Source organism: Rhizobium sp. BK538 (genome assembly GCF_014197575.1).
Taxonomy (GTDB): Bacteria; Pseudomonadota; Alphaproteobacteria; order Rhizobiales; family Rhizobiaceae; genus Rhizobium.
The window spans coordinates 12,452-36,854 of sequence record NZ_JACIFT010000017.1; the positions used below are offsets into that span (position 1 = coordinate 12,452).

Annotated in this window: 27 protein-coding genes; 9 read left to right on the forward strand and 18 right to left on the reverse strand. The window is 61.4% G+C overall.

Features of this window, described 5'->3' with window-relative positions:
- The first annotated feature begins 117 nt into the window (after positions 1 to 117).
- Entirely contained in the window at positions 118 to 1,029 is a 912-nt protein-coding gene (gene nac / locus FHX09_RS20750; RefSeq protein WP_183718658.1) for a nitrogen assimilation transcriptional regulator NAC, read from the forward strand.
- Here nac and FHX09_RS20755 read toward each other — a convergent pair.
- The 10 genes from FHX09_RS20755 to FHX09_RS20800 form a co-directional block, all read right to left on the reverse strand.
- Complete coding sequence (locus FHX09_RS20755; RefSeq protein ID WP_183718656.1) at positions 1,026 to 2,228, reverse strand: pyridoxal phosphate-dependent aminotransferase; 1,203 nt, start codon at positions 2,226 to 2,228, stop codon at positions 1,026 to 1,028. The genes nac and FHX09_RS20755 overlap by 4 nt on opposite strands.
- 47 nt (positions 2,229 to 2,275) lie before the next feature.
- Entirely contained in the window at positions 2,276 to 3,040 is a 765-nt protein-coding gene (locus tag FHX09_RS20760) for a 5-oxoprolinase subunit PxpA (protein ID WP_183718654.1), read from the reverse strand.
- Positions 3,041 to 3,050: 10 nt separating this feature from the next.
- Positions 3,051 to 4,043: a biotin-dependent carboxyltransferase family protein gene (locus FHX09_RS20765; protein ID WP_132588193.1), complete on the reverse strand. Its 993-nt coding sequence runs from the start codon at positions 4,041 to 4,043 to the stop codon at positions 3,051 to 3,053.
- A complete protein-coding gene (gene pxpB, locus FHX09_RS20770) occupies positions 4,040 to 4,750 on the reverse strand; it encodes a 5-oxoprolinase subunit PxpB (protein ID WP_132588194.1) in 711 nt (236 codons plus the stop codon). Before pxpB ends, FHX09_RS20765 begins: the two co-directional genes overlap by 4 nt.
- Positions 4,747 to 5,214, reverse strand: coding sequence for an acetyl-CoA carboxylase biotin carboxyl carrier protein subunit (locus tag FHX09_RS20775; RefSeq protein ID WP_132588195.1), 468 nt, complete (start codon positions 5,212 to 5,214; stop codon positions 4,747 to 4,749). The genes pxpB and FHX09_RS20775 overlap by 4 nt, the downstream gene beginning before the upstream one ends.
- The gene (locus FHX09_RS20780) at positions 5,201 to 6,598 is read right to left on the reverse strand and encodes an acetyl-CoA carboxylase biotin carboxylase subunit (protein WP_184450565.1); all 1,398 of its coding nucleotides are present in this window, start codon (positions 6,596 to 6,598) and stop codon (positions 5,201 to 5,203) included. Before FHX09_RS20780 ends, FHX09_RS20775 begins: the two co-directional genes overlap by 14 nt.
- On the reverse strand, positions 6,598 to 7,017 hold the full coding sequence (locus FHX09_RS20785) for an acetyl-CoA carboxylase biotin carboxyl carrier protein subunit (protein ID WP_183718650.1): 420 nt from the start codon (positions 7,015 to 7,017) through the stop codon (positions 6,598 to 6,600). Before FHX09_RS20785 ends, FHX09_RS20780 begins: the two co-directional genes overlap by 1 nt.
- A 459-nt stretch (positions 7,018 to 7,476) precedes the next feature.
- Complete coding sequence (locus tag FHX09_RS20790; RefSeq protein ID WP_245505398.1) at positions 7,477 to 8,562, reverse strand: alpha/beta hydrolase; 1,086 nt, start codon at positions 8,560 to 8,562, stop codon at positions 7,477 to 7,479.
- A gap of 139 nt (positions 8,563 to 8,701) precedes the next feature.
- Positions 8,702 to 9,532: an endonuclease/exonuclease/phosphatase family protein gene (locus tag FHX09_RS20795; RefSeq protein WP_183718648.1), complete on the reverse strand. Its 831-nt coding sequence runs from the start codon at positions 9,530 to 9,532 to the stop codon at positions 8,702 to 8,704.
- Positions 9,533 to 9,624: 92 nt separating this feature from the next.
- Positions 9,625 to 11,088, reverse strand: a complete 1,464-nt coding sequence (locus FHX09_RS20800; protein ID WP_183718646.1) for a phospholipase D-like domain-containing protein — start codon at positions 11,086 to 11,088, stop codon at positions 9,625 to 9,627.
- 246 nt (positions 11,089 to 11,334) lie between these two features.
- Between FHX09_RS20800 and FHX09_RS20805 the strand changes: the two genes are divergently transcribed.
- The 5 genes from FHX09_RS20805 to FHX09_RS20825 all read left to right on the forward strand — a co-directional run bounded on the left by FHX09_RS20805 (position 11,335) and on the right by FHX09_RS20825 (position 14,141).
- Positions 11,335 to 11,586: a DUF2934 domain-containing protein gene (locus FHX09_RS20805; RefSeq protein ID WP_132588199.1), complete on the forward strand. Its 252-nt coding sequence runs from the start codon at positions 11,335 to 11,337 to the stop codon at positions 11,584 to 11,586.
- Positions 11,587 to 11,884: 298 nt separating this feature from the next.
- Positions 11,885 to 12,052 (forward strand): hypothetical protein, encoded by a 168-nt coding sequence (locus FHX09_RS20810; protein ID WP_007795061.1) that lies wholly within the window; start codon positions 11,885 to 11,887, stop codon positions 12,050 to 12,052.
- Between the two features lie 119 nt (positions 12,053 to 12,171).
- Positions 12,172 to 12,486, forward strand: coding sequence for a plasmid stabilization protein (locus FHX09_RS20815; protein WP_183718642.1), 315 nt, complete (start codon positions 12,172 to 12,174; stop codon positions 12,484 to 12,486).
- A gap of 29 nt (positions 12,487 to 12,515) precedes the next feature.
- Positions 12,516 to 13,247, forward strand: a complete 732-nt coding sequence (locus FHX09_RS20820; RefSeq protein ID WP_132588201.1) for a glutathione S-transferase — start codon at positions 12,516 to 12,518, stop codon at positions 13,245 to 13,247.
- A 99-nt stretch (positions 13,248 to 13,346) separates the two neighbouring features.
- Positions 13,347 to 14,141 (forward strand): SDR family NAD(P)-dependent oxidoreductase, encoded by a 795-nt coding sequence (locus tag FHX09_RS20825; RefSeq protein ID WP_132588202.1) that lies wholly within the window; start codon positions 13,347 to 13,349, stop codon positions 14,139 to 14,141.
- 56 nt (positions 14,142 to 14,197) lie between these two features.
- Here FHX09_RS20825 and pcaF read toward each other — a convergent pair whose 3' ends face one another.
- From pcaF to FHX09_RS20840, 3 genes are read right to left on the reverse strand one after another with little or no spacing between them, the layout of a single operon-like run.
- Positions 14,198 to 15,403 carry a 3-oxoadipyl-CoA thiolase gene (pcaF, locus tag FHX09_RS20830; RefSeq protein ID WP_132588203.1) on the reverse strand — a complete coding sequence of 402 codons (1,206 nt, stop codon included), beginning with the start codon at positions 15,401 to 15,403 and terminating at the stop codon, positions 14,198 to 14,200.
- A 1-nt stretch (position 15,404) separates the two neighbouring features.
- Positions 15,405 to 16,187: a CoA-transferase subunit beta gene (locus FHX09_RS20835; protein ID WP_132588204.1), complete on the reverse strand. Its 783-nt coding sequence runs from the start codon at positions 16,185 to 16,187 to the stop codon at positions 15,405 to 15,407.
- 10 nt (positions 16,188 to 16,197) lie between these two features.
- Positions 16,198 to 17,046, reverse strand: coding sequence for a CoA transferase subunit A (locus FHX09_RS20840; RefSeq protein WP_183718640.1), 849 nt, complete (start codon positions 17,044 to 17,046; stop codon positions 16,198 to 16,200).
- 125 nt (positions 17,047 to 17,171) lie between these two features.
- Here FHX09_RS20840 and FHX09_RS20845 point away from each other — a divergent pair, with 125 nt between their 5' ends.
- Complete coding sequence (locus tag FHX09_RS20845; RefSeq protein ID WP_132588206.1) at positions 17,172 to 17,927, forward strand: IclR family transcriptional regulator C-terminal domain-containing protein; 756 nt, start codon at positions 17,172 to 17,174, stop codon at positions 17,925 to 17,927.
- 165 nt (positions 17,928 to 18,092) lie between these two features.
- Here FHX09_RS20845 and FHX09_RS20850 read toward each other — a convergent pair whose 3' ends face one another.
- Together FHX09_RS20850 and FHX09_RS20855 are read right to left on the reverse strand one after the other, a co-directional pair.
- Positions 18,093 to 19,094 carry an NADP-dependent oxidoreductase gene (locus tag FHX09_RS20850; RefSeq protein ID WP_184450580.1) on the reverse strand — a complete coding sequence of 334 codons (1,002 nt, stop codon included), beginning with the start codon at positions 19,092 to 19,094 and terminating at the stop codon, positions 18,093 to 18,095.
- A gap of 57 nt (positions 19,095 to 19,151) precedes the next feature.
- Positions 19,152 to 19,967 carry an oxidoreductase gene (locus FHX09_RS20855; RefSeq protein ID WP_183718636.1) on the reverse strand — a complete coding sequence of 272 codons (816 nt, stop codon included), beginning with the start codon at positions 19,965 to 19,967 and terminating at the stop codon, positions 19,152 to 19,154.
- An 89-nt stretch (positions 19,968 to 20,056) separates the two neighbouring features.
- On the opposite strand from FHX09_RS20855, the gene FHX09_RS20860 reads away from it, so the two are divergent.
- Positions 20,057 to 20,488 carry a helix-turn-helix domain-containing protein gene (locus FHX09_RS20860; RefSeq protein WP_132588208.1) on the forward strand — a complete coding sequence of 144 codons (432 nt, stop codon included), beginning with the start codon at positions 20,057 to 20,059 and terminating at the stop codon, positions 20,486 to 20,488.
- Between the two features lie 137 nt (positions 20,489 to 20,625).
- Here FHX09_RS20860 and FHX09_RS20865 read toward each other — a convergent pair whose 3' ends face one another.
- Complete coding sequence (locus FHX09_RS20865) at positions 20,626 to 21,513, reverse strand: helix-turn-helix domain-containing protein (protein WP_183718634.1); 888 nt, start codon at positions 21,511 to 21,513, stop codon at positions 20,626 to 20,628.
- Positions 21,514 to 21,627: 114 nt separating this feature from the next.
- Here FHX09_RS20865 and pobA point away from each other — a divergent pair, with 114 nt between their 5' ends.
- Positions 21,628 to 22,800 carry a 4-hydroxybenzoate 3-monooxygenase gene (pobA, locus tag FHX09_RS20870; protein ID WP_132588210.1) on the forward strand — a complete coding sequence of 391 codons (1,173 nt, stop codon included), beginning with the start codon at positions 21,628 to 21,630 and terminating at the stop codon, positions 22,798 to 22,800.
- Between the two features lie 76 nt (positions 22,801 to 22,876).
- Here the strand turns inward: pobA and FHX09_RS20875 are convergent, their stop codons facing one another.
- Positions 22,877 to 23,305, reverse strand: coding sequence for a lipocalin-like domain-containing protein (locus tag FHX09_RS20875; protein ID WP_132588211.1), 429 nt, complete (start codon positions 23,303 to 23,305; stop codon positions 22,877 to 22,879).
- Positions 23,306 to 23,373: 68 nt separating this feature from the next.
- Positions 23,374 to 24,300 (reverse strand): pca operon transcription factor PcaQ, encoded by a 927-nt coding sequence (gene pcaQ / locus FHX09_RS20880; RefSeq protein ID WP_132588212.1) that lies wholly within the window; start codon positions 24,298 to 24,300, stop codon positions 23,374 to 23,376.
- Positions 24,301 to 24,403: the final 103 nt, after the last annotated feature.

The following is a 24,403-nucleotide window of genomic DNA, read 5'->3' on the forward strand; positions in this document are numbered from 1 at the left end:
CGAAGCTTTCCGGCTCTGGATAAGACCGTTTGAATCTGGATGGATAAGCAAGGCTTATGGGCTTGCCGCCGCCTCTTCGGCCTGTAACATGCGAGGCCAAACAAGACAGGCTCGCATATGGATACCAGGCGTCTCAAGTCCTTCATCGTCATCGTCGACACCGGCAGCATTACGCGTGCCGCCGACGTTTTGCACATCGCCCAGCCCGCACTCAGCCAGCAGCTTGCCGCGCTGGAGGAGCACTTTGGACAGAAGCTCCTGATCCGCAGTCAGCAGGGCGTCTCCATGACGGAGCCCGGCAAGGCCGTCTACCGCCATGCTCAGATCGTCCTGCGTCAGATGGAGCAGGCGCAAGCCGACGTGAAGGCTGCCGGCTCGACGCTCGTCGGGCGCGTCTCGGTCGGCCTCGTGCCCTTTTCGAGCGCGGCGACGCTCTCCGTCGATCTCCTTACTGAAACGCGCAAACGCCATCCCGGCATCCTGCTGCACCTCACCGAAAGCGTCGGGCAGACCTACAGCCAGATGATCATGAACGGTCGGCTGGAAATGGCGTTGATCCACGGCACGGGGCCGATCAAGGGTGTGCGCTTCGAGCCCGTTTTCGTCGAGGAGTTCCGTCTCGTCGCCCACCGCGATTTCCGCATCGAGCCAGGCGAGGCGCCGCTGCCGGTGAGCGCGCTCAACGACCTGCCGCTTCTCCTGCCGCCGCCTTACAATTTTGTGCGCCGCGCCATCGATCTCGCCTTCACTCGCGCCCGCGTCTCCCTCAACGTCGTGGCGGAAGTGGAAGTTGTCCGCACATTGGCGCGGGCGGTTTCAGGCGGCGTCGGCGCGACCATCATGCCACGCGCCATCGTCGAGCGGATCATCGCGGAATCTTCCGAACCGCTTGTCTCGCGCATGATCGCGCCGAAGATTGAGGAAGCACTGTCGCTGTGCGTTTCCGACCAGAGCGAGCTGTCGGAGCCTGCGCTTGCCGTGCGGTCGATCCTCATGGACCTTACCGCACGCCTCAAGGGGCAAGGTTAGCGCAGGCCAGAGCAGAATTCGGCGATGCGTCCGCAGGCCTCGTCCAGCTGTTGCATGCTCGTGGCATAGGAAATACGGAAGAAAGGGCTCATGCCATAGGCTGCGCCCTGCACGGTCGTCACGTGATGCTCGTCGAGCAGCGCCAGCACGAAATCGGTGTCTGTCTCGATCTTTCGCCCGCCGCTGCTCGTGCGGCCGATGAGTTCGGCGATGTTCGGGAAGACGTAGAACGCCCCTTCGGGCTTGTGGCAGCGGATGCCCTCGATCTCGCCAAGCCGGGCGACGACGAAGTCGCGCCTCTCCCGGTAGATCGCCGCCCGTTCCCTGAGCAGGTCCTGTGGACCGTCAAGCACAGCTGCGACAGCGGCCTGGGTGATGGTCGACGTACCGCCACTGTTTTGGCCGTTGACATTGCTGATCGCCTTTATGAGGTCCTTTGGCCCGCCACAGAAGCCGAGCCGCCAGCCGGTCATAGCATAGGCCTTTGAGGCGCCGTTGACCGTCAGTACGCGATCCTTGAGACGTGGTTCGACCTCTGCAATGGTGCAGAATTCGAAACCGTCATAGATGAGGTGCTCGTACATGTCGTCGGTCATGATCCAGACATGTGGGTGCTTGAGCATTACCTCTGCGATGGCCTTCATCTCCGCCCGCGAGCAGGCAGCGCCCGTCGGGTTGTTCGGGAAGTTGAGGAACAGCCATTTTGTGCGCGGGGTAATCGCCGCATCGAGATCGTCGGCACGCAGCTTGAACCCGTTCTGTTGTGGGCAATCGACCGGCACTGGTATGCCGCCGGCTAACTTCACGATATCCGCATAGCTGATCCAGGAGGGCGATGGGATAACGACCTCGTCGCCCGGGTTGCAGGTGGCCATCACGGCATTGAAGATGATCTGCTTGCCGCCGCCGGCAACGACGATCTCAAAGGGATCGTAATCAAGATTGTTGTCCCGCTTGAACTTGCGGGCGATGGCTTGGCGAAGCGCCGGCGTGCCGTCGAGCGGCGGATATTTCGTATCTCCGGCAAGGGCCGCCGCATGGGCCGCTTCGATGGCATTGGCTGGCGTTGCGAAATCGGGTTCGCCGGAGGAAAGGCTGATGACCTTGATACCTTTTGCCGCAAGGTCGCGGGCGCGCTGCGTCATGGCGGCGGAGGCGGAAACGGAAACGTTCTTCAGACGGTCGGCAATGGCGGGCATGATCGTTGCTTTCGATGAAACGGATGAGGGATTGGCGATGGCATTCATCACAGGAGCTTGGAAACAGGCGTCACCGCACCGCCGGCCGCCTCGATCTCGCTGCGGACGGTGCGAGCGAGGTCGAGCGAGCCCGGCGTATCGCTGTGCACGAGGATGGAACGCGCGCGCATGGGAATGACGGCTCCGTCGATGGCGGTGACAGTACCGTCGAGGAGGAATTGCCGCACGCGGGTGCGCACTGCGGCCTCGTCCTTGACAAGTGCGCCCAGTTGGCCGCGCGGCACGAGCTTTCCTTCCGCGTCATAGGCGCGGTCGGCAAGGAAGAGGGTCAGCGTTTTCAGCCCGGCCTCAATCGCGGCGCGCTCGATGATGCTGCCGGCCGTGCCAAAAACGATAAGATCGGGGTCGACCGTACGGATCGCCGCCATCATTGCGGCAGCGAGCACCGGGTCACGGTTGACCATGTTTCCCATCGCAGCGTGGAAGCTGAGATGGGAAACCGTCACACCCTCTGCCTTGGCGATCGCGATCAGCGCGCCGAGCTGGTAGAGCAGCTGCTGGCGCAGCTCGTCAGGGCCGAAGGGGAGTTCGCGGCGGCCGAAACCCTGCCGGTCGGGCAAGCCCGGATGCGCGCCTACATCCACTCCCCTCTCCCGTGCAAGGCGCACCATACGCGCCATCGTTTCGGGATCGCCGGCGTGGAAGCCGCAGGCGATGTTCGCGGAAGTGACGATATCCATCATCGCCTCGTCGTCGCAGAGCCGGTAGGGACCGAAACCCTCGCCCATGTCGGAATTGAGATCCACCTTCATGAAATTCTCCCTATGCCATCGCGCTAAGCGCCTGGCTGACCAGCCGGGCGGTCTGCCTGACGTCCTCGATATAGGCGGCAAGCGCCCCCTCAATGGCCTTCGCTTCCGCATGCGTGGCCGGTACGAAACGCAGCATCGAGCCGATGCGCGCTTGCCCCAGTCGCCAGAGATCGGCCTCGATGACACCCGCGATCTTCGGATAGCCGCCCGCCGTATTGGCGTCGCTCATCTGGACGATCGGCTCACCTGCCGGTGGCACCTGGACGACGCCGGGAACCACGCCGTGCGAGCGCATCTCCACCGTCTCCACCGGATGGATCGGATCGCCGCTTAGCCGATAACCGGTCCGGTCGCTGCGCGCCGAGATCTTCCAGGGCTGGCTCCAGAAGCGCTCAACATCGGCGCCGAAAAGATCATGCTCACCCGCTGGCAGGGCGCGGATCATGAACGAGCCGCCCTCACCGACGGGAAAGGCGTCCTTCAACGCCACCGCCGGAGGAACGACGCCGAATCCGCCCTTTGGAAGACAGGCTCCCGCCGCCGCGCCCGTTGCAACCTTGTCGCCTGTTGCAAGAACCCTGCCGTTAAGACCGCCAAAACCGCCGCGCAGCGACGTGCTCCGCGAGCCCATCACAGGCGCAACATCCATACCACCGGCAAGGCTGAGATAGGCTCTTGCCTCCTTGAGCGGTGGCGACAGTTCCAATACCTGACCGGCCTTGGCTTGCGCAGCCCACCAGGGCGGCAGGTTGATCCCGTCGAGCGTCGCCCGGCAATCCGCGCCGGTGACGGCGAAAGCACTTCGCGCGGCAAAGCGCACGCTGAAAGGAAAGGTCTGTACTTCGATGCCCGCAGCCTCTGGCGCATTGCCGACGAGGATATTGCCGATCAAAAGCGCAAGTGGATCCATCGCGCCGCACGCCGTAACCCCGATATTGCGATAGCCCGGACGGCCAAGGTCCTGGATGGTATTCAGCGGCCCTGTTGCGACGATATCGATCACAATTCGATCCTTTCGGGACGGAAACGCACAGTGTCGCCAGGGGCCATCATGGCCGGCGTGGCCGCGAGAGGGTCGAACATCTGGAGTTCGGCAAAGCCGATGGAATTCCAGCCATTCGGTCCCGTCAGCACCGCAACGCCCGTCTGCATGCCGCCGATCGTCACGCAGCCTCGCGCCATGCTGAGCGAGGGTACGGTCTTGCGCGGCATATGGATGCGCGGATCGAGCCCGTAGAGATAGCCGAAGCCCGGTGCACTGCCGAGGGCGAAGACGCGGTAGGTGCCTTCGTGATGGATACGCACGACCTCGCGGTCGCTGAGGCCGGAAAGGTCGCACAGCGCCGGCAGGTCCGTCGCATGTTCGCCGCCGTAGGTCACGACGATCTCGATGTCCCGGCCGGCTAGGTCGACGCTGCGTGCCCGCTTCCATTCCTCCTGAAGCTGGTGAACAATAATGTCCGGTGTCTCCGGCGTCTCCTTGAGGATCACCAGCAGGTTCGTCATGCCCGGCACGATTTCGGCGACCTCCTCTCGAACTTCGAGGGCGCGGGAGAGCGCCCAGATGCGCCGCTGGTTCGGCAGGTCGAAGGCGCCGGGCGCTTCCATGAGGAAGGCACGCGTGCCGATGAAGGAAATTTTCGCCAGTGCGTCTGTGTCCGGCACGATTGAGGCGGGTGACGCGAACGTGGTCGATTGCGGGAGGTTCATCGGGTGGACTCCGTCGTCAGAATAGCATCGCCGTAGCCGACGAGGTCTCCGGTGCGGGCATGGATTTCGGCGACGACGAACCCTTCGGGCGCGGTGACGGGCAAGAGCAGTGGCCCAACCTCGACGAAGCCGACAATGGCGCCTGCTTCGACCGCCCGACCCTCGCTGGCAAGCGGCGAAGCGTCGGCGCCGCCAGGATGCGTGCTGCGGAAGAAGCCGGCCATCGGCGCCTTGATAGCGCAGCCTTCGGGCAGGGTTGCGCGCACCTCCGGGGCGGTTTCAAGGGCGTGCGCTGAGCGCGCACCGGGACTAAGAACAATCTTCAGCGCCCCGCCATCCTGCGTGAGAATCTCCAGCTCGCGCGCGCCGGAGGCTTCCAGCCACCCGGTGAGCGTGGAGATGAGAGCGGGATCGGAGAGATCGCCGATCGTGTTTCTGCCTGCCGAGCGGTCACGCCTGGACACGGGGTTCCTCCCTCAGCCATTTTTCGAGATGATGGATATCGACACAGCCCCGGACGAAATCGGCATCGGCGAAGATCCTCTCGTGCAGCGGGAGGTTGGTGGAGATGCCCTCAATGCGAGTTTCCGACAAGGCGACCTGCATGCGCCGGATCGCCGCCGCACGGGTTGGTGCATGGACGATCAGCTTGGCGATCAGGGAATCGTAGTAGGGAGAGACGCGGTATCCGGCTGACACATGCGTATCGACGCGAATTCCCGGTCCGCTCGGGAAGCGCACCGCTGTAATGCGTCCGGGTGCGGCAACGAACGTGGCGGGATCCTCCGCATTGATGCGGCACTCGAAGGCATGGCCGTGCGCCTCGCCGCGGAAGCGGGACGGACTGAGCAGCTCCCGCTGCGCTGTTAGCAACTGCTCGTGCACGAGGTCGACACCAGCCGTCATCTCCGTGACGGGGTGCTCGACTTGCAAGCGGGTGTTCATCTCTATGAAGTAGAATTCACCGTGCTCGTAAAGGAATTCGAACGTGCCGACGCCGCGATAGCCGATCTGCCGGCAGGCCTCCGCACAGCGCTCACCGATCCTCTGCGCCAGTTCCGGCGCAATGGCGGGCGCGGGCGCCTCCTCCACAACCTTCTGGTGCCGCCGTTGGATGGAGCAGTCACGATGACCGACCCAGACGGCATTGCCGTGATTGTCACAGAGCACCTGGAACTCGACATGGCGCGGATGCTCCAGGAATTTCTCCATATAGAGCTCCGGCTTACCGAAAGCGCGGCGCGCCTCTTCGCGGGTGATGGTGATCGCATCGGCGACCTCGGCGCTCTCGCGCACGACGCGCATGCCGCGCCCGCCCCCGCCGCCGGCCGCCTTGACGATGACCGGATAGCCGATCTCTTCTGCGATGGCGCGCACGGCCTCGGCATCCCCCGGCAGCGGCTCACCCGGCCCAGGCACGCAAGGCACGCCGGCTGCCATCATCGCTCGCTTGGCAGCGATCTTGTCGCCCATGATGCGGATCGCCGAAGCGGGCGGGCCTATGAAGACCAGTCCCGCCTTCTCGACCGCCTCGGCAAAGTCGGCATTTTCCGACAAGAACCCATAACCCGGATGGACTGCCTCGGCGCCCGTGACGCGCGCCGCAAGCAGGATGGCGGCCTGGTTGAGATAGCTTCGCGCCGGCGCCGATGGTCCGATCGAGAGCGGGCCGCCCTTTTCGCCCGGGGCACCCGTGGTCCGGTCGGCCTCGGACGCGACGAGGATCGGGCGCAGCCCCAGTTCGAGGCAGGCGCGCCGGATGCGAGCGGCGATTTCGCCGCGATTGGCGATCAATACGGACGTGAAGGAATGGCCGCCTTGCCGGGCGGCGTGAAGGGGCGCGCGCATCAGCCGATCTCCACGAGCGGATCGCCGAAGCTCACTTCCTGCCCGTCTTCGAAGAAAATGCGCTTGACGACCCCGCTGAAGGGCGCTGGAACTGTGGTGAAGACCTTCATGGCTTCGACGATGCAGAGCGCCTGCCCCGCCTCGATGGCATCCCCGGCTGCGACGAGCGGCGCGGCGCCGGGGCTGTTGGACTGGTGCACGACGCCGGACAGTGGCGCGTGAACATAGCTCCGGTCTGGCTGTCCTTCCGGTGCCGCCGGCGCGATCCGCGCACTTTCCCATTGCGTCGCTGGACTGGGTTGAGACGAGGCCGGTGGATTGCGGACAATGATAGTCGTGCCGGCTTCCCTAACCGTCAGCTCCGAGACACCTGAACGCCCGACGAAGTCAAGTAGCGTCTTGATTTTTTGCAGATCCATGCTGTTCCCTAAGGCATCCAGGAGACCCGAGCGCCGCCCGATTGAGCTAAGATCTCTCTGGTTCGAATGGGGAAATCTTACACAGCATCTCGATTGATGGGGGCAGACAAACTTTGAATATGGCTGCTTCCAGCGCGCGGAATCGAACCGTCGAGCAGGCGAAAGAAGAACGGGTGGCGATGGCACATCAAAGGTAGATGGCCAGACTACTCGTTTCAGAAGCAGGCGAAACCAGCTTACGCGCCTGCGACCACGAAAGGCAAAGTGGGGCTGCCGGCGCGCCTGGACGAACCGAAAACCTTGCCGGAACCAGATCGGTGCTGGAGGACGAGCGAAGTGGAAAGGGCCAGCCAAATTTCGAAGCGGTCGGCTGCTTCGCTCGACGATCGGAAAAATATATAGCTATATCAATTACTTGGAAAGGCGCGATGGCCGTCCGTTGTACCGATATCGGGCAAACTACGGTTGTGGCTTGTCAGCAAAATGTTTGATCGCGTAATCCGCAATGCGCTGGTTCGACTTTCTTGCGTCATCGATCCAGAATGGGAAGAGCTGCCACTGATGGATCATGCCGGGCCAGATCTCGGTCTCGACATCGACGCCGGCCTTTCGGGCCGTATCGGCCAACCGCAAGGTGTCGTCCAGAAGCGCCTCGCCCGAACCGACCTGCATAAGCAATGGCGGAAACCCGGTCATATCGCCGTAAAGGGGCGACACCATGGGATCAGCGGGCGAGCGTGTTCCGAGATAGGCCTTGCGTATGAGATCCAATTGAGCTGCGTCGATCAGCGGATCGGTGCTGGCGTTCGCCATCAAAGAAGCGCCTGTGGCGGCCAGGTCGGTGAGCGGGCTCATGGCAACCACGGCCGCGGGTAGCGGTCCCCTCACTCGCATCTGCCGCAGCGTGGCTTCAATCGCCAGGTTCCCGCCGACGGATTCACCGACGAGCACGATGTTGTCGTTCTCGTAGCCGGAGTCGAGCAGCCACCGATAAGCGGTCAACGTATCATCGATCTGATTGGGATACGGGTTGTCGGGCGCGAGCCGGTAGTCGATGAGAAGCACATCGGCTGACGCTGCCTTGGCCAGCGCGCCGGCTATTGCTCGGTGCGTGCGCAGCGAACCGCTGTAAAAGCCGCCGCCGTGAACATAGAGAATGGCTCTCCGGCCGAGCGGATGATGCAGTCTTGCCGGCCAGATGAGCTGCGCATCGACACCGCCGGCATCGACGGACCTGATTTGGACGCGCGTCGGCTCGGGAGTGGATTCCATCAGGTCTTCGAAGGCTTGCCGCCGGTCGCGCAGGCTGTCGGCTTTGTGGTAGTACTGCCTCCACGTTTCGACGAGCTTCTCAATCTGTTGCTTTGAGGCTGCAGTCTGGGGCGGAGGGGCCTCGGCCCGGGCGGATGCCGGCAAAAGCGCGATGGCGAGGCCCGTCGCCAACCACGCGACCCTGCCTTTCGTCATCGCGGCGGCAATCGCCGCCGATGTACGCCCACGCAACACATCGGCCCCATGTCGCAAAGCCCCGGCCACAAGCACCACGCAACCTCCTCGTCCAAGGTGTCTGTCGAGATGAGCAGAAACCTGCCATGATCGCAGGCAGTGTCAAGGCTTCGACCGCGATCACGACGGTGCCGTGCGATGTGGAGACAAAAGGCAGCGCTGAGATTGTCGATGAAGGCTAGCTCTTCGTGCTCAGCGCCTCCACCCGCTTGAGATTGACCACTGCCTTGACCGGCAGGTGATCGGAAGCGACGCGGGCGAGCGGCGTGTCGTGGGCTTCGACTGCTGTCACGACGCCCTTGCGGTTTGCCATGATACGATCGAGAGCGAGCACGGGAAGTCGTGCAGGAAAGCTTGGAACTGCCATAGGCTGCGGACCAAACGCGGACTGGAACGTGTGCAACGATGAACGGTCGCCAAGTCGCCATTCATTGAGGTCGCCGAGCAGGATGGTCGGGACCTCGCTCTTCCTGGCCATCAGCTCGACCAGCATCTTGGCCTGTTGCGCGCGCGAATGGCGAAGCAGGCCGAAATGGGCGGCGATGATGCGCAAGGCCCCGCCGCTCTCCAGATCAAGCTCGGCAACAAGCGCGCCGCGCGGCTCCAGCCCAGGGAGGTTGATCTGGTGAACATCGCGGACCAACCCCTTCTTGAAGAGCACAACATTGCCGTGCCAGCCGTGAGCCTTTGCCATGCCGTTAACCGGCACCGGGATCAGTCCGGTCTCCCGTTCCAATCTGCCAAGATCGAGAATGCCCGTACGCTCGCCAAATCGGGTGTCGGCTTCCTGCAGCGCGATCACATCGGCATCGATTTCGTGGATGACGCGGCTGGTGCGTTCCGGGTCGAAGCGCCGGTCGTTGCCGACGCATTTGTGGACGTTGTAGGAAGCTATTAGAGTGCCATCCGAGCGCGGTTCTTCCTCCGAATGCGCCGCATCCAACCGCTTTTTTCGATTGCGGATCGACGCAAGTATTTTGGCCGGCAGGCTTTCTTTTCTGGCATGCATCGGAGTTTGCTGGCGCCCCGTTGATCGAAGAGGTTCTAACCGGATTATAGGCCGGGCATTGGAAGTTGCCACGTCATAACCCCAGAAATCCGCTACAAGTAAGGCGATCCGAGCCACAGGACCTTCTCAATCAGCCGGACTGCGAAAGGACGCGCGCGTAGCCCCTGCAGCGTGACCGGCGAAGCCGATTTGATGGCTTCGTCGATACGCTCGTCGATTTCGTTGGCAAAGCCTTCGTTCAGCACCTCCAGGTCGATCTCGAAATTCAGCCGCAGCGATCTCGGATCGAGGTTGGACGACCCGACATAGGACCAGACCCCGTCGATCGACAGCAGTTTGGAGTGGCTGAAGGCGCCGTTGGAGCGCCAGATGCGGCAATAGCTGCTGAGGATCTGATCGAATTGCGCGGTCATCGCCCGGTCGACCAAAACGAGGTTGTTGACAGCCGGAACGATGATATCAACCTCGACACCACGTCGTGCCGCTGTCGCCAGTGCACTGATCAGCTCGCGGTCCGGCAGGAAGTAGGGGGACATGATGCGGATCGACTTGCGCGCAATGGAGAAGGCGCCCATCAGCATCTTGTGGTTCGTCTCGATGCTTCTGTCGGGCCCGGAGGCCACGACGCGGATGAAGACGGGATCGCCGGGCTGCCGTTCGGGCATCGCGGTTCGCCATGCCTCCCCTTGCAGGATCTCTCCGGTAGTGAAGCGCCAGTCCTCGGCCGCGACGTTGAGGAGATCGGCGACAACAGGCCCGGTGACGCTGAAATGGGTGTCGCGGGCGAAGTTCTCTCCGGCCATTTCGCGTGTGAAACCTGCCCGGATGTTCATGCCGCCCGTCAGCGCGATGCGGCCATCGGCAATGAGGATCTTGCGGTGGGTGCGCAGGTTCGCATAGGGCAAACGCAACCCGATGATGACGTTTCCATTGAAGACTGAGACGGTAACGCCGCCATCGGCAAGGTAACCGAGTATGCTCGGCACGGAATAGCGGGCGCCGACGGCATCGATCAGCACGCGTACCTCGACACCCCGCTTAACCGCGGCAATGAGGGAATCGGCTATCCTCAGTCCGATTGGATCACGGTCAAAGATGTAAGTCTCAAGGAGAACGCTCCGCTTGGCGCTGTCGATCGCCGCCTTCATTGCGCCATAGCAGTCGTCGCCCGTCTCCAGCATGTCGATCGCGTTGCCGGTTGCGAGCGGATTGCGGGCGACGCGGTCACCGAGCGTCTGGAGGGCGGCGAAGCGACGGCCGAAACCGCTGATGACGATATCGGTGTCGGCGTCGAAGCTTTCCAGCTCATCGAGGTCCGCTTCGGGGATCAGGGCATCGCGCCGAAGGCTGAGCGAAGCGCGGCGGATCCGATTGATGCCGGCGAGCGCATAGAGTACGGCGCCGATGATCGGCGAGAGGATGATCACGCCGACCCAGCCGATCGCAGCGCGCACCTCCTCCTTGGTCATGGCTGCGTGGATCGCTGCCGCGGCGCCCATGGCGAGCGAAACAACGAATAGAATATGCGGCCAATAGGTCGATATGAGATAAAACATTGCATTGAACTATAACGCTAAAGCTGCGACGTTCAATTGTGCACCCATGGGCGTGAAGTGGCCCGCCTTTCTTGCGTCAAATCGTTCGCGGGGAAGCAAAAATGCGCGCGCTGTTCAATGGCTGAATGCTGCAATGCAGAATTTCTTTTTGCAGCGTGTCAAAAATTGCTTGAATCAGCGTCATTCCTCTGGAACTCTGGCGCCAGTGTCGCGTTAGACCACGGGCATTATCTGAGGAGATCGGCGATGACAGAAACGCGCGAAGAGTGGATCAGGAAACGTGCCTATGCGCTTTGGGAAGAGGAAGGGCGGCCAGCGGGACGAGATTTCGCACATTGGGAGCAAGCCCGGGCCGAGCGCCAGGCGCTTGAAGGGTCCGCCGCATCTCTGGATGGCAAGGAAGTGAAGTCGCGCAAGCGCGCCGCCTCCACTCCAAAAGCAAATGGCGCCGCGAAGGTTGCGGCTCCGAAGAAAACAGCCGGCCGCAAATCGGCGTGACCATCTGGTTTCGACTGTGACGGAGGATCACGGTGGCGCCCTGCGTCACATGATTGCATTGCTTCTGCTCTATCGATTTCCAAGGGAGCGCGAAGGGCGCTTCGGGGGACGAACCACAGATGAACCCGCATAGCTTTGACGTAGCGGAAAAAATGCTGCGGCGGCAATTGGCAATGGAACCAAACTCCCGCTCGGATGTTGATAGCGGCAGTGGGAGTATCAGCATGAGCGGAAGCTCCCTCGCACATCCTTGTTCGTATCGGGAGTGCTATCCCTTCATTGCGCCGTTGAGGGTAGAATGACCGTTCTCGTCATCGCCGCTATCACCTATCTGGCCCTCGCCCTGATCCTTGTCTATGCGATCGATAACCTGGTCGCATTGTTCTTCCCTGACACACGGTCTGCGCTGCATTTTCGCACCTTCGAAAAGATGATGGCGGCGTCGCGCAAGTACTATCGCAAATAGGCCGACGGGGTCGGAGTGCCTCTTTTCAAAGTCGCCAGGCGGCCACCCGCGCATTGCCGCGTCGCTGGAACTTTTCACGAAGTTGTTGGTTGCCTTTTTTTGTCAGAAAGGAAGCAGTCATGCCAAGAGGCGATAAATCCGCTTATACGGACAAGCAAAAACGCAAGGCCGAACACATCGAGGAAGGCTACGAAGAACGCGGCGTTTCCACCAAGGAGGCCGAACGACGGGCGTGGGCGACGGTCAACAAGGAAAGCGGCGGCGGCAACAAATCCGGTTCCGGCCGGGGCAAGAAGGATACCCACGAGGCAGCCGAAAAGGGTGGGCGCAAAGGCGGTGCCGCCTCCGCATCGCGTTCCGCAGCCGAGCGCTCCGCTTCTGCAAAGAAGGCCGCTGCGACCCGCAAGCGCAACGAGCAGCATACGCATCACTGATGACTGATGCTGGCCACCGGGAGGAACTCATGGCCTATGAACTCTATTATTGGGATGGTATTCAAGGCCGTGGCGAGTTCGTGCGCCTGGCGTTGGAAGACGCCCTGGCGGACTATGTCGACGTGTCCAGACAGTCCGGACGCGGGATGGGCACGGGCGCCATGCTGGAGCTTATGAGGAGCAAGAATGAACCCCACATTCCATTCGCGCCACCGTTTCTCAAAGATGGCGAGCTTATTGTCTCGCATGTGGCCAACATTCTTTTCTATCTCGGTCCGAAACTCGGTCTCGCGCCGGACGATGAAAAGCTGCGTTATGTCGCCAACGGCTTGCAGCTGACGATCACGGATCTGGTGGCGGAGGTGCACGACACGCATCACCCCATCGCGACATCGCTCTACTACGAGGATCAGAAGGAAGCGGCAAAAGCCCGCTCCCAAGCTTTTATCGTTGAACGCATTCCGAAATTTCTCGGTTACTTCGAACAAGTGCTGCAACAAAATCAAAGGGGATCAAGCTACATCGTCGGCGATACGCTGAGCTACGTCGATCTGTCGCTATTTCAGGTGATTGAGGGTCTGCGGTATGCCTTTCCGAAAGCCATGAATGCCTATGCGGCCAACTATCCGGGGCTGACAGGGCTGCACGATGCCGTCGCCAAGCGGCCGAACATCGCCGCGTATTTACGGTCGGAACGCCGGCTCGCCTTTAACGAGGAAGGGATCTTTCGGCACTATCCGGAACTCGATCTGGCGCCATAGCGGATATGGCATTGCCGGGTGTCGATGGTGGCTGATAAGCTCCCTGCAACCAACTTGCCCTTTACCCGTCCCATCAATTTCCTGGAGGCTATCGCTGCCATGGCAAATCTTGCTCAATTGCTTGCATCCATCAAAATTCCGGACCTTGCCGGCAAGGCGGTGCTGATCACCGGCGCTTCGACTGGTATCGGGGCAGCGCTTGCGCGCGCCTTTGCCGCCCAGGAGATGAAAGTCGGCATTCACTACAATGCAAGCCGGGAGCCCGCTGAAGCGCTTGCCGACGAAATACGGGCAGCTGGTGGTACCGTGCACCTCGTTCATGGCGACGTATCGCAGGAGGGCGAGACGGAACGCGTCGTCGAGGAGACGGCCAGAACCTTCGGGCATCTCGACGGGCTGATCAACAATGCCGGCGGCATGCTTGGCCGCAAGCCGACCGCCGAATATACCGACGAACACTACACGAAGGTCATGGATCTGAACGCGCGCTCGGTGCTTGCCGCCACGCGCGCAGCCCATCCCTGGCTGAAGAAACAGGGCGGCTTCATCATCAACACGACCTCGATTGCGGCGCGCAACGGCGGTGGCAACGGTGCCGTGCTCTATGCTGCGTCAAAGGGGTTCGTCTCGACCATTACCCGCGGCCATGCCAAGGAGTTCGTTCCCGATCGCATCCGTGTCAATGCGGTGGCGCCCGGTGTTATCGCCACGCCGTTTCATGATCGCTATACGAACGACGAGCAGATGGAGATCCAACGCAAATCCATTCCGATGGGGTTCGTCGGGACGCCCGAGGATTGTGTCGGCGCCTATCTCTTCCTCGCTTCTCCGACGCTCTCAGGCTACGTGACCGGACAGATCGTCGAGGTTAATGGTGGCCAGTTGATGCCGTAAGACAGGCGCCGAGCGGAAACGGCGCGGCATCCCCGCCGTTTCCTTTTTGCAACATTTCAGACCCGCTCGAGGGCAATTGCAATTCCCTGACCGACTCCGATGCACATGGTCGAGAGACAATAGCGTCCACCGGTTTGGCGCAGCTCGAGCGCAGCGGTGCCGGTGATGCGCGCGCCGGACATGCCAAGCGGATGGCCAAGCGCGATCGCCCCGCCATTTCGGTTGACGCGGCCGTCGTCATCGGCAATGCCGAGTTCGCGCAGAACTGCCAGCCCCTGCGACGCAAAGGCCTCGTTGAGTTCGATCACATCGAACTGGTCCTGTGTCATTCCGAGCCGGGCCATCAGCTTTCGCGAGGCTGGAACAGGGCCGATGCCCATGATACGCGGCGGCACGGCGCCGGTTGCTCCGCCAAGGATGCGGGCGATTGGCGTCAGCCCATGTTTCCTGGCAGCGGCCTCGCTCGCGATGACAAGGGCAGCAGCGCCATCGTTGACGCCGGATGCGTTGCCGGCCGTCACCGTTCCGCCTTCCTTCCTGAAGGGAGTGGAAAGCTTGGCAAGCGCTTCCATCGTCGTTGCGCGCGGATGTTCGTCCTTCTCAACGATCACGGGTTCGCCCTTGCGCTGGGCGATGGAGACGGAGGTGATCTCCTTTGCCAGCCGGCCATTGGCCTGCGCGGCGGCGGCCTTGGCCTGACTGCGAACGGCAAAGGCGTCCTGGTCCTCGCGCGAGACCTTGTAGTCCTCGGCGACGTTTTCGCCCGTCTCCGGCATCGAGTCGACGCCGTACTGCTGCTTCATCAGGGGATTGATGAAGCGCCAGCCGATCGTGGTGTCGTAGATCTCGGCATTGCGCGAAAAGGCTGTCTCGGCTTTCGGCATGACGAAGGGTGCGCGCGACATGCTCTCCACGCCGCCGGCAATCATCAGGTCCGCCTCGCCGGCACGGATCGCACGGGCTGCCGCAATCACGGCATCCATACCCGAACCGCATAGGCGGTTGATTGTTGTGCCGGATACGCAGACGGGCAGGCCAGCGAGCAGTGACGACATGCGGGCAACGTTGCGGTTGTCCTCGCCAGCCTGGTTGGCGCAGCCGAAGATGACGTCGTCGACGGCTTCCCAATCGGCCTTGCCGTTGCGCCCCAGCAGCGCCTTCAGTGGCACGGCGCCGAGGTCATCGGCGCGAACGGTCGAGAGCGAGCCGCCAAAGCGGCCGATCGGCGTGCGGATATAGTCACAGATGTAAGCGTCAGCCATTCTACGCGGCCTCCTTGTTGCCCTGATGGGCTTTCTTGGTGCGCGCATTGATGTCGCGCAGCGTCGCAAGTTCGATTTCGGTTGGAACAGGCGTCTCGATCACATGGTCGGCGAACTTGATCGCCCAGCCGCAGTTCTCGACGATCTGCTCGCGGTTGACGCCATGATGGATCGAGACAACGGTGAGTTCTCTCGTCACCGGAGCCGGCTCGAGAATGCACAGATCGGTGATAACGCGGGTCGGGCCCTTGGTCTTCATGCCGAGGCGCTCTCGGTGATTGCCGCCTTCGCCGTGACCCATCGAGGTGATGAAGGGTAGTTTCTCCACGAAGCCACGCTTGGAAAGCGCCATGGTGATGAAGATCTGGCCGCAATTGCTGGCGATCTCCGGCGCCCCGCCGCCGCCCGGCAGGCGAACCTTGGGATGGTCATAGGGACCGACGACCGTGGTGTTCAGGTTGGCGAACCTGTCGATCTGGGCACCGCCGAGGAAGCCGGTGGTGATGCGGCCGCCCTGCAGCCAGTAGCGGAACATTTCCGGCACCGAGACGGTAAACAGTGCGGTGTCGCAAAGTTCGCCATCGCCGATCGAGAGCGGCAGCACATCCGGCTTCGTACCGACCGTGCCGCTCTCGTAGATGAGCGTGATATCCGGTGCATGGGTCAGGCGTGCAACGTTGCAGGCGGCCGACGGTGCGCCGATGCCGACGAAGCAGACATCGTCATTGGTCAGCGCGCGCGCTGCGGCAATGGTCATCATTTCGGTGGGGGTAAAGTCGTTCATCCTGGCCTCCTCACGCAACCTTCTTGGCATGCTTGGCGAAGTCTTCGGGGCTTGCCTGCATGACGTTCTCGTCGATCCAGTTCAGGAAGGTGTCGCGATCGCGGGCGATCTCGTCCCAAGCGATGTAGAAGGCATTGGAGCGCGGATAGTAGCCCTGTGCATAGGACGGGAATGCGCCACCTGGAACTTTCGCGACGGCGGTTACAGCCCAGGTCGGCAGCACGACGGAGTTCGGCGATGGCGGGTCGAGCGCGTCGACGATCTCCTCGACCGTCACGATCGAGCGTCTGGCGGCGAGAACCGCCTCCTTCTGGACGCCGACAATGCCTTCGAGCAGGACGTTGCCCTTGCGGTCGGCCCGCAGCGCGTGAATGATCGTGACATCGGGGCGAATGGCCGGAACGGCGGCAAGGACCTCGCCCGTGAACGGGCATGTCACGGTTTTGATGTTCGGATTGACCTTTGGAAGATCGGCGCCGATGTAGCCGCGCAGCGCCGCGAAGGGCAGGTTCGCAGCGCCTGCCTCGTAGGCATTGGCCATGGCGGCATGGCTGTGTTCTTCAATCTCCAGCGGCCGCGGCCACTGATTTTCCACTGCATCGCGGAAACGGTGCAACGAGCCAACGCCCGGATTACCGCCCCAGGAGAACTTCATGCCGCGCGCAGCTCCGACCCCGATCAGTTGGTCGTAGAGAATGTCCGGGGTCATGCGGATCAGAAAAAGGTCCCTCTTGCCCTGGCGGATCACCTCGTGGCCGGCGGCATAGGGGATGAGATGGGTGAAGCCCTCCATGGCGACGGTGTCGCCATCCCTTACGTTCTCGGCGACGGCTTCCTTCAACGATACGATCTTCGCCATATGGCCTCCCGCAATCTGCTGTCGAATGCGCGCAATAAGCGCCTCCGCAAAACCGTCGTCAAATAGTTTGTGCGTTATTTGACATTTGTTCGTATATCGCACAAACTATAGCGAGGAGAACGGCGATGCGTGAAACTGATTTTGTCAGCGGGTTTGCTCGAGGATTGAAGGTGATCGAAGCTTTCGAGGAGACGCGCCAGCGTCTTTCGATTGCGCAGGCCGCGAAGCTGACTGGCCTCGACCGCGCCACGGTTCGGCGCTCATTGCTGACACTCGCCGAGCTCGGCTATGCCGACTACGACGGCAAGTTCTTCGCCCTGACGCCGAAGATCCTGCGTCTCGGGCATGCCTACCTCTCGGCAACGCCCCTGCCCGTCCTTATTCAGCCGCATCTGGATCAACTGTCAGAAAAAGCCGGGCAGAGCGCATCTGCCTCCGTGCTCGACAACACGGAAATCGTCTACATCGCGCGCGCCTCGCAGCGTCGTGTCATGTCGATCAACCTGACGCCTGGCAGCCGTCTTCCCGCCTTCTGTGCCTCGATGGGGCGTGTGCTGCTGGCAGCGCTCCCAGAGGCAGACGCCAGAGCAATCCTTGCCCGCACCGACCTCAAGCCCAATACGCCGAACACCAAGACGGATGTCGAGGAACTGGTGACCGAATTCCGGCGCGTGCGCGAGCAGGGTTACGCCGTGATCGATCAGGAGCTGGAAATCGGCCTTTGCTCTATTGCAGTTCCTGTCGAGAACGATCGCGGGCAAACGGTGGCGGCAATCAACATCGGTGCGCCGGCCGCGCACGCGCCAGCCGCGGACATGCCGGCTCGCTACCTGCCACTGCTCAGGGAGACACAAAAGGCGCTGCGCCTCGTGCTGCGCTAGGCTCGGCGCTCACAAATCAGAGCTAGAAGATGCTGGCAGGCGCTATGTATGCACTTGTGAAGACGATATGTTCGCAGCGTTCACATCGGGTGCGAATGCGACAACTGTTCTTGAGTTTTGCGAGCATGTCTTCGACTTTGCGGTGTCTGTGCCAATCAGCCGGCGTCACTTCACCGCGACAACGACCTTCCCCTTCGCACGACCCGTTTCGACATAATCCAGCGCCTCATTGGTCCTCTCGAACGGGAAGACCTGATCAATCACCGGGCGTATGTTACCCGCCTCGATCAGGGAGGTGATCTGTCCAAGCTGTCCGCCGTTCGCTGTCATGAAGAGAAACGCGTAGCTGGTCCCCTGGCGTTTCGATTTTCTCCTGATGCCGAAACTTAGCAGGCGCATGACCTGTTGCAGGAGCCAGCCAGAGCCGTTCTGCCTCGCAAAGTCCGGATCGGGCGGACCGGAAATCGAGATCAGCTTCCCGCCGGCTTTCAAAACAGCAAGGGATTTGTCCAGCGTCTCCTTCCCTAAGCTGTTCAGCACGACGTCATAGCCCTGCAGCACTTTTTCGAAATTATCCTTCTTGTAGTCGACCACGACGTCTGCGCCGAGACTTTTCACAAGAGCGACATTTGCCGTGCTCGTGGTCGCGGCCACATATGCGCCGAGATGCTTGGCAAGCTGGATCGCGATCGTGCCCACGCCGCCCGAGCCGGCATGGATCAGAACCTTCTGCCCCTTGCGCAAGTTGGCTCGCTCCACAAGCACCTGCCACGCCGTCAGCGCGACAAGCGGAATGGATGCTGCCTCTTCCATGGTCAGATTGGCGGGCTTCATTGCTACATCGGCCTGGTCCATGGCGATATACTCTGCAAATGTGCCGATCCGATCCTGGGCCGGACGGGCATAGACCTCGTCACCGGGCTTGAATCGTCGGACATTGGCCCCCACTTGGACCACAACGCCGGCGACATCGTTACCGAGTACCAGCGGGAGGCGGTAGGGCAGGATCAGTTTGAACTCTCCGTCCCGGATCTTGCCGTCCAAAAGGTTCACGCCAGCGGCATGAATCTCGACGATGACGTCGTTGTCACGCAACTGCGGTTCAGGACTTTGGCCGAGCTGTAGGGCGCCGCCTTTCCTATAGCGATCGATCAGGAATGCTTTCATCATACGAACTTTCGTTTCTGTGTGAGCCGGCAGCGCCGGTCGTGCAGCGATGAACGCTCAATCGGGAAGCCTGTTGAATTTGCGAAGGCTCTTGTCGACGAAGGACTCGGGCAGAAAGCGGCGGATGAAGCGGATCTGTCCTGCCGCTTTTCCGGCAGTGTAACGTCTCTTGGGCGATGCCGCGTTGGCTGCCCGGACGATGGCTCTGGCGACCACCTCGGCTGCATCGCCCTTCGCGACGATTTCGCGCATCAGCCTCTGCGCGCTGGCGCGCGCCGCATCGTAGACGGCAAGCGGTCGGTCCGGTCGCGTGATGTTCTCTTCGAAGGCGGTGCGGGTGACACCGGGTTCGACGAGCACGACGCGGATGCCCTGCGTTCGCACTTCGTGGTCGAGAGATTCCGAATAGCCTTCGATGGCGTGCTTGGTCGATGCGTAGAGCGCGTTATAGGGAGCCGGGATCAGCCCGAGTATGGAGCTAAGGTTGATGATCCGGCCTCGGCGCTGCCGTCTCATCACCGGCAGGACCGTATTCGTCATTCGCATGGTGCCGAAGACGTTGACGTCGAATACCGCTTTCGCCTGCGCCGTCGTCGATTCCTCGGCCCCGCCGAGCAAGCCGATCCCGGCATTGTTGACGAGCAGATCGATCCGCCCTTCCCGGCTTAGAACCTCGTCGACGACGCTTTGCACGGATTGGTCGTCGATGACATCGCAGATCAGCATCGCGATCCCATCGGGCGTATCGGCCATCGGCTTTCGGCTGGTGCCGAAGACACGGTAGCCATCGCGCCGCAGGGCTTGCGCCGTCACCAGTCCAATGCCCGAGGAAGCGCCCGTGACTAGGGCAATGCCGCGTTCTCTTTTACTCATCGGCTTCCGCTTTCATTTTGTCATGGAACATCGATGACCAATCAGTTACTATCAAATCAGTATCAAGTCACTACTGAAAAGATATCGACATGAAGAATCTTTCGGACCAACCCTGCCTGATCGCCCGCAGCCTGGCGCTTGTGGGAGACGCATGGAGCATGCTGATCCTGCGCGACGCCCATACGGGGCTGACCCGCTTCGATGATTTCCGCAAGAGCCTCGGTATTGCGCCGACAATGCTGACGGGGCGGCTTTCGGCCCTCACCGAGGAGGGGTTGCTGGAGAAACGCCGCTATTCAGACCGTCCGCCCCGGGACGAATATGTGCTGACGCAAGCAGGTCGCGACTTTCTGCCGGTTCTGTTTGCGATCGGCGCCTGGGGACGCAAGCACCGCGGCGGGGGCAAGGTGACGCGCTTCTTCGACGCCGAGACCGGAACGGAGATCGATCCCGTCACCATCGACCGCGCGACCGGCGCGCCGGTCGGAACCCGCCCTATTCGTATTGCCGCACCCGAGTAAGCCGCTTCACGGCAGATAAAGCAACGCCTGACAACTCCTATCGACGTTCACCTCCAGCGCAGTTTTGCCGGGGAATAGTCCGTGCGCCGAGCGATGCCTAAGGCAGGTTGCTTGCAAATGCTGATGTCAGATAGCAGCTAGACGCCAAGCTTGGCTCGCTCCGCCATGCGCCATGACCTGGGCGTCTGGCCGGCCTGCTTGAGAAAGAAGCGCGAGAAATAGGCGGGATCCGAGAAACCAAGGCGATAGGCGATCTCCTGGACGCTGCCAAAGGTGAAGACCAACTCGCGCTTTGCCTCATCGAGAAGCTTGCGGGCAATCAATTCATGCGCGCCGTAGCCGGTCGTGGCGCGCACGATCCGGTTGAGGTGGGTCGGCGAGATGCCGAGCGCCCTGGCATAGAAGGCGGCCGGCTCATGCGACTTGAAATGCCGCTGTATCAGGCCGTGAAGCAGTTCCATGCGTCGCTCATTCTCATCGGCGGCCGCCTGATCTTCCTGCCCTTCAGAAGAGAGGCGCGCTGTCAGTAGCAAGGCCGACGTCAGATAGGACTCCAGCAGATCATTGCGTCCGGCCCGCCGTTGCGAAAACTCGTGCCCGAGCCGCTGCAGGCAAGTCGCGACGTAGCGTGCGTCCTCATCTTCCATGTCGAGTTTCGTCAGATGCGGAGAAGCCATCCACTCGCCGAGCCTGCTGCGGTCGCCGGGTATTGCCTTCAGATGCGAACTCAGCACCGTAATGACGAAGCCGTCGATGTTCTTGGAAAAGCGAAAGCCGTGATCGACGCCGGGAGGAACAGTGATCACCGACTGTGGTTCGATCGCGCGCCGGACGCCTGAGAACATGACCTCCCCGGAACCGCTATCTATGTGCAATATCTGAAAGAAACTGTCATGGCGATGGGGCCGGATCTCCCAATGATGCAGGCTGCTACGCGATGGAATTGTTTCGCAATGCAGCCAAAAATCTGGCTTTCGACCGGTGTTCTCGCCGTATAGCTCGTATGTCGGAACAATCCTGGCCATTTCCGCCTCCGCCCGCCGCATGTTCGATTAGTGCAATTTCGTGATGGAATTGTCCATTGCTGATCGCGTCGCGCCTCGTCACAATTTGACAAAAGACAAGTGCGGGAGGACGCCATGCGCACCAAGGTAGCCATCATCGGCTCCGGCCCATCAGGGCTTCTGCTCGGCCAATTGCTGACAGAGGCCGGCATCGACAACATCATCCTGGATCGGGTCGGGAAGGACTACATTCTTGGCCGCGTGCGCGCTGGAGTGCTCGAGGAAGGCACCGTCGGCCTCATCGACGAGGCAAAGTCAGGCACGCGCCTGCATGCCGAAGGTCTCCCGCATGACGGTTTCTCCCTTGCCTTCGACGGGCGCGATCACCGCATCGACCTTTTTGGCCTGACTGGCGGCAAGCGCGTCATGGTCTACGGGCAAACGGAAATCACCCGAGACTTGATGGAGCGGCGCGAGATCAGCGGCGCAAAGACGATCTACGAAGCGGCCAATGTTCAGCCGCACGGCTTCGATGGAACGGCCCCCCAGGTGAGCTACGAAAAGGATGGCGTCGCCCATCGGATAGACTGCGATTTCATTGCCGGCTGCGACGGTTTTCACGGCGTCAGCCGCAAGGCGGTGCCGGAAAAATCGCTGCGCACATTCGAAAAGGTTTACCCCTTCGGTTGGCTTGGAATTCTGGCTGAAGTCGCTCCTGTCAATCATGAACTGATCTATGCCAACCACCCGCGGGGATTTGCGCTGTGTTCCATGCGTTCTGAGCATCGCAGCCGCTATTACATCCAGTGTCCGCTCGACGAAAAAATCGACGCCTGGAGCGACGACCGCTTCTGGGACGAGCTGCGCCGACGTCTGCCTGCACACCATGCCGAGGCACTTGTTACCGCGCCTTCCTTCGAGAAGTCGATCGCGCCGCTGCGCTCCTTCGTTGCCGAACCGATGCGCTTTGGCCGCATGTTCCTGGTCGGCGATGCAGCCCATATCGTCCCGCCGACCGGTGCCAAAGGCCTCAATCTTGCCGCGAGCGACGTGCATTATCTGTTTTCGGGCCTCATAGAGCACTACCAGGATCGCTCGAACGCGGGCATTGACGCCTACTCGCAAAGGGCGCTCGCGCGAGTTTGGAAGGCGGTTCGTTTCTCCTGGTGGATGACCACGATGATGCACCGGTTTCCTGATACCGGTGACTTCGACCAAAAGATTCAGGAAGCTGAACTCGACTATCTCACGCATTCAAATGCGGCCTCGACGGCGCTTGCGGAAAACTACGTCGGTCTTCCCTACTAGCTCCCCTTCCGCCATCCACGGAAGGGTGCATGGAGAGCGGCGGTGGTCAATGCGTCCCACCGCTGCTCGCCCGCTCTCAGATCTTTCGGAACTCGAGTTCGTATACGACTTCCTCGCCAGTCGTGGGATCCACACCCGGCGCGCCGCTGATCATCAGCCTGCTGCCGTCGATGGAGAATGGCCTGACCAGGTCGGTGACACCCCAGGCCGGATTCCAGCTGGCATCGACATGGTGGATAACGCGGCCGTTATCGAACGTGTAGGTGCCGGCATAGGCGAGCATGCTATCGAAAAGAGCAACCTTTTCGGAATCGGTCGGCATCTTACCGTTAGAGACGGGCCGTTCACTGCTGACGACCAATGCCATCATTCTGCCGTCCGGTTGATACGATAAGAAACCGACCGGGTCCGGTCCCATCGCGTCGGAAACGGTGCCGGACGCAACCGTCTTTCGTTTCCAAGACACCATTCGCCATGTTCCATGTAATGCGGCTGCACTTCCCATAGTGTGGCTCCCACGCGCAGTTGCACGAGCTGGACGATACCACGCAGGCCGTATCGGGAACAGGGTCGCTAGGTCTTCGCGGCGATCTCGGTTGCCGCTTCCCGCAATGTCTGCATCAGGATAGAGAGCGGCAGCGAGGGGATGGCGTCGGTGCGCATTGTCAATCCGACCGGGCCTTTCGTTTCGCTCGTGTCGATCGGCAAGACTTCCAGCAAGCCGTCGGCGATGTCGCTCGCCACGACGCCTGTCGAGATGATCCAGATGGCGTTGCTCGAGCGCACGAAGGCGCGGCCGAAGGAATCCGAAACCGTCTCGATCTGGTTCGGTAGACTGGCCACGCCGTTGGCAATCAAAAAGCTTTCCACAAACGGGCGAATGATCGAGGCACGTGTGGGCATCAGCACTGTGTATTCGCTGAGGTTCGCGAATAGGGACTGGCGCGACTTAAGGAGCGGATGGCCGGCACGAACGGCAAAGACGACCTGCTCCGAATAGAGATGCTCGAAGGAGAAGCCGGCCATCTTTTCGGCTCCGGCAAGACGCCCGACGACGAGATCAAGGTCCCCCACACGCAACTGCTCCAGAAGCACTGCATTCTCGCCTGTGACGATCTTGATGCGGCTCCAGGTGTTCTCCTTCAAGAAGAGCTCCATCGCCCGCGGCATGATCCGCGTCGATACCGTTGGCAGCGCGCCGATGCGGATCGGCGGTGCCTCGCCGAAACGCTCTTGCGAGACCGAATCAAGCCCCTGGCGCAGTGCCGTCAGCGCCGCCCCCGCGTGCCGGAGAAAGACGTCGCCATAGCGGGTGATCCTGATGCCGCGTCCATCGCGCTCGAAGACGGCCACACCAAGCACCTCTTCCAACTCGCGGATCGTCTTCGTCACCGCGGGCTGGCTGACGTTGAGCAGCTCGGCAGCCTTCATCACGCTTTTCTGACGAGCGACCTCGACAAACGTCTGCAGATGACGAAACTTGACGCGATTGTCGATCATGGTTTTCATAACTCCGGAGTTATCGAAACGCCACGAAATATCATTTTACCTAACCATATTAAACATCCAGTTTGAACCAGGGTCTGTGCAGGATCTTTTCGTC

Excerpts from the sequence above, each read along its gene's own strand:
- nac (WP_183718658.1), top strand. The coding sequence starts at position 118 with ATGGATACCAGGCGTCTCAAGTCCTTCATCGTCATCGTCGACACCGGC.
- FHX09_RS20755 (WP_183718656.1), bottom strand. The coding sequence starts at position 2,228 with ATGCCCGCCATTGCCGACCGTCTGAAGAACGTTTCCGTTTCCGCCTCC.
- FHX09_RS20760 (WP_183718654.1), bottom strand. The coding sequence starts at position 3,040 with ATGAAGGTGGATCTCAATTCCGACATGGGCGAGGGTTTCGGTCCCTAC.
- pxpB (WP_132588194.1), bottom strand. The coding sequence starts at position 4,750 with ATGAACCTCCCGCAATCGACCACGTTCGCGTCACCCGCCTCAATCGTG.
- FHX09_RS20780 (WP_184450565.1), bottom strand. The coding sequence starts at position 6,598 with ATGCGCGCGCCCCTTCACGCCGCCCGGCAAGGCGGCCATTCCTTCACG.
- FHX09_RS20785 (WP_183718650.1), bottom strand. The coding sequence starts at position 7,017 with ATGGATCTGCAAAAAATCAAGACGCTACTTGACTTCGTCGGGCGTTCA.
- FHX09_RS20795 (WP_183718648.1), bottom strand. The coding sequence starts at position 9,532 with ATGCATGCCAGAAAAGAAAGCCTGCCGGCCAAAATACTTGCGTCGATC.
- FHX09_RS20800 (WP_183718646.1), bottom strand. The coding sequence starts at position 11,088 with ATGTTTTATCTCATATCGACCTATTGGCCGCATATTCTATTCGTTGTT.
- FHX09_RS20805 (WP_132588199.1), top strand. The coding sequence starts at position 11,335 with ATGACAGAAACGCGCGAAGAGTGGATCAGGAAACGTGCCTATGCGCTT.
- FHX09_RS20810 (WP_007795061.1), top strand. The coding sequence starts at position 11,885 with ATGACCGTTCTCGTCATCGCCGCTATCACCTATCTGGCCCTCGCCCTG.
- FHX09_RS20815 (WP_183718642.1), top strand. The coding sequence starts at position 12,172 with ATGCCAAGAGGCGATAAATCCGCTTATACGGACAAGCAAAAACGCAAG.
- FHX09_RS20820 (WP_132588201.1), top strand. The coding sequence starts at position 12,516 with ATGGCCTATGAACTCTATTATTGGGATGGTATTCAAGGCCGTGGCGAG.
- FHX09_RS20825 (WP_132588202.1), top strand. The coding sequence starts at position 13,347 with ATGGCAAATCTTGCTCAATTGCTTGCATCCATCAAAATTCCGGACCTT.
- pcaF (WP_132588203.1), bottom strand. The coding sequence starts at position 15,403 with ATGGCTGACGCTTACATCTGTGACTATATCCGCACGCCGATCGGCCGC.
- FHX09_RS20835 (WP_132588204.1), bottom strand. The coding sequence starts at position 16,187 with ATGAACGACTTTACCCCCACCGAAATGATGACCATTGCCGCAGCGCGC.
- FHX09_RS20840 (WP_183718640.1), bottom strand. The coding sequence starts at position 17,046 with ATGGCGAAGATCGTATCGTTGAAGGAAGCCGTCGCCGAGAACGTAAGG.
- FHX09_RS20845 (WP_132588206.1), top strand. The coding sequence starts at position 17,172 with ATGCGTGAAACTGATTTTGTCAGCGGGTTTGCTCGAGGATTGAAGGTG.
- FHX09_RS20850 (WP_184450580.1), bottom strand. The coding sequence starts at position 19,094 with ATGAAAGCATTCCTGATCGATCGCTATAGGAAAGGCGGCGCCCTACAG.
- FHX09_RS20855 (WP_183718636.1), bottom strand. The coding sequence starts at position 19,967 with ATGAGTAAAAGAGAACGCGGCATTGCCCTAGTCACGGGCGCTTCCTCG.
- FHX09_RS20860 (WP_132588208.1), top strand. The coding sequence starts at position 20,057 with ATGAAGAATCTTTCGGACCAACCCTGCCTGATCGCCCGCAGCCTGGCG.
- FHX09_RS20865 (WP_183718634.1), bottom strand. The coding sequence starts at position 21,513 with ATGGCCAGGATTGTTCCGACATACGAGCTATACGGCGAGAACACCGGT.
- pobA (WP_132588210.1), top strand. The coding sequence starts at position 21,628 with ATGCGCACCAAGGTAGCCATCATCGGCTCCGGCCCATCAGGGCTTCTG.
- FHX09_RS20875 (WP_132588211.1), bottom strand. The coding sequence starts at position 23,305 with ATGGGAAGTGCAGCCGCATTACATGGAACATGGCGAATGGTGTCTTGG.
- pcaQ (WP_132588212.1), bottom strand. The coding sequence starts at position 24,300 with ATGATCGACAATCGCGTCAAGTTTCGTCATCTGCAGACGTTTGTCGAG.